We start from the raw sequence: 2,553 nt of genomic DNA, 5'->3' as shown, positions 1-2,553 counted from the left end.
TTGGACCATGCCTATGAGGTGGGCGTATTGGTAGCGCGCGTTACCGAGCGTGCCGCTAGTGGCGCCTCGGGCGGACGTCGGTTCGTGTTGTAGTTGTCGCGCAACGTTCGGAGAGGTTGCGGCCGTTCGGGTGGGGTTTCTCGAAGTGATCGGTGAGCCAAAAGAGCATGGCGTAGTTCTTTTCGTCGCCGAGGATTTCGGGCGTCCTATAGAGGTGCACGGTGATGTGGTGCCAGGTCGGGACGGGGTCGCCAGGGGCATACCAGCTCGAGATGACGTAGTCGTGCGGGCCCCACACCAACTGGGTTCACACCAGAGCGACCACAGCCAGGACGGCCTGTGCCGGCAGCGTCTTGTCGTTCGACACTTGGTGTGCCCTCGGGCGCCCAACGTGGGTCTGCAAGTTGGTCAGGGACCGGTTGCTTCTTCGATCAGGGCGATGATCGTCTCGGTGGCTCCGGTCGCGTCCACAACGCTCCAGCCCCGGGCTCGGGCGAGTTCCAGGTATGCGGCCCGGCTGCTGCGCAGAAAGTCCCGCGACTCGAGATCCTCTCCGCGAGTGAGGATTCGTTCGTGGGCGGTCTCGACCGGAACGTCGAGAACGACCACGGCGTCCGGGTGCAGCAACGTGGCCGACGCCCACGGCAGGACGCAGCCCGGTGGCAGGCCTCGGACCTTTCGTAGCACCAGTTGGCACACCAGGTGACGGTCGATGACCACCAGCCCGTCCCGGCGCCCGGCCCGGGCCTGGGACACCAGGACGTTGATGGTGCGCACCACTGTCTCCACCCGGTCCGCCCAGGACACAGGAAGTTCTAGCCCCACCCGTGCCGAGGTGCGCGCCAGCCAGCGGCGACCGGACCGGTTGCGCAGCACCACCGCCGGCCGGCCTGACTTCCGCTCCGCTGCGGCCAGTGCCGCGGCCGTGGTTGTCTTCCCGGCTCCGTCGATGCCCAGCAACACGATTCGTCGGACGCGGCGAACCCGGGCGCCACTGGCCCGCTGCCCCCGTCTTGCCCGCTCGGTATGACTACCGTCTTCGCCTGCAGAGGACGCGGCGTGGTCGGGGCCTCGTGGCACTGGCCACCGGGGGCCCATCACCGGCTGAGGTTCCCCGGGTGCCGGGGGGCGGACCGCAGTGGCATCTTGGGCCGGATGGCCATCTGGTGTACTGCGAGGACGATCAAAGTCATGAACACCAGCTCACCGCTGGTCTCAAGCAACGCCAACGCGGTGCCCGCCAGAGGTGGGACGTGGGGTTCCACGATGACGTGCAACTGATCGACACCCACGCCGAACATTGCCAGAAATGCGACCAGTCCGGCCAGCAGCCAGAAGTCTCCCCGTGCGTACCTCGGGGCCCGGAGGTGGCCGATTACCAGGACGATGCCCAGCACAAAGGCCATTGCCGCCCAGACCAGGAGTTCCCCGAGGTCCTGGGGCCAAAGACCTGCGACTGCGGGCAGACCAAGAGCTGAGACGAGCACGGCTCCGCCACGTTCGTGGATCTGCAGCAGGTCATCGACGGTGATGGCGAGGATGACCAGTGCCCAGACGCCGTACACCGCGGCGTGCCTGGTGATCCACAGGAAGAGCAACATGATCGTCGCGGCGACGAGTTGAACGTGGCCCAGGATCTCGATGTGCGATTCGTCGTAGTCACCGTTCCACGCGGGGCGGGAGAATATCGGATGAGACGGTTCGTGCGGCTCGTCCACGAACAAATGGATCAGATTGCCCAGGAGTAACAGCAGATTCAGGATGAGGAGTGTGGTGCGCGCCATCCATACCTGTTGCGTGGGATCCAACGCCTCGGGTTCCCGAACCTGCTGCTGGGGATCCCCGCCGTCATCGGTGGGACCGGCCCCGTCGCGCGGGCTGTTGTGGACGGGGGTGATGGCGGTTTTTCTCGAGGACGGGGTCGACAAGCGTATCGCCTCCATAGTAGTTCAGGGGGATCTGCCACGGCTGTCCCCTCGAGGGCGGCGGCGAGTCCGCCAGTCGGCTCATGACTTCGAGCAGGTCTGACCACGCCGTTCTCGGTCAGTGACCGCGACCCGGTCCACTCACAGCTCACCGTGGGCCGGTGTTGCGCGTCGTGGGCGCGCCGGGCGCAGTTCCACCCATGTCCGTGCACGGAAGTAGCACGGGGGATGGAGTGTCGGATCAACCGTGGTGTTGAACGCCGATCCTAGCAACATCGATGGACCATGATGGCAACCACTACCAAGTTCGGGTGCCTTCATCGATATGTCCTGGTTAGACCACTATCGCGGCCTGATCCACAAAGAAGATGTCTACAAAACTTAGCGCAGCCCACCCCAGCTACCAGCCCGAACCTGGATCGGTGGATCGAGGCCAAGTGCGGGTCAGGTATCTACGCGCTGGCCTATTCAGCGGGTTGAACCTCGCTCTCGACAACCCACTTGTGATTCGTCATTTTCATCCCGCCCGCCTCCACGTCCACCATGTAAACGGTCTCATCGGTGGAGCTCTCGATCGTGGCTTCCGCCCCCTGCATCCCGGCCATGTGGTCGGCAGTCAGGACGACCT

Annotated in this window: 4 protein-coding genes; all 4 read right to left on the bottom strand. The window is 64.8% G+C overall.

Annotated elements, in window-relative coordinates:
- Positions 1-55: 55 nt before the first annotated feature.
- Positions 56-298 carry an FMN-binding negative transcriptional regulator gene (locus Q4E95_RS12705; RefSeq protein ID WP_303383649.1) on the bottom strand — a complete coding sequence of 81 codons (243 nt, stop codon included), beginning with the start codon at positions 296-298 and terminating at the stop codon, positions 56-58.
- Positions 299-408: 110 nt separating this feature from the next.
- Entirely contained in the window at positions 409-963 is a 555-nt protein-coding gene (locus Q4E95_RS12700) for an AAA family ATPase (RefSeq protein ID WP_303383647.1), read from the bottom strand.
- Between the two features lie 134 nt (positions 964-1,097).
- Complete coding sequence (locus tag Q4E95_RS12695) at positions 1,098-1,928, bottom strand: hypothetical protein (protein WP_303383646.1); 831 nt, start codon at positions 1,926-1,928, stop codon at positions 1,098-1,100.
- A 461-nt stretch (positions 1,929-2,389) separates the two neighbouring features.
- Positions 2,390-2,553: YdhK family protein (locus tag Q4E95_RS12690; RefSeq protein ID WP_303383648.1), on the bottom strand; the 164-nt coding region annotated here is incomplete at its 5' end.

This window comes from Kocuria sp. (assembly GCF_030536815.1).
Classification (GTDB): domain Bacteria; phylum Actinomycetota; class Actinomycetes; order Actinomycetales; family Micrococcaceae; genus Kocuria; species Kocuria gwangalliensis.
Note: the sequence above shows the minus strand (reverse complement) of the source record. Positions and strands in the feature narration are given on the sequence as shown.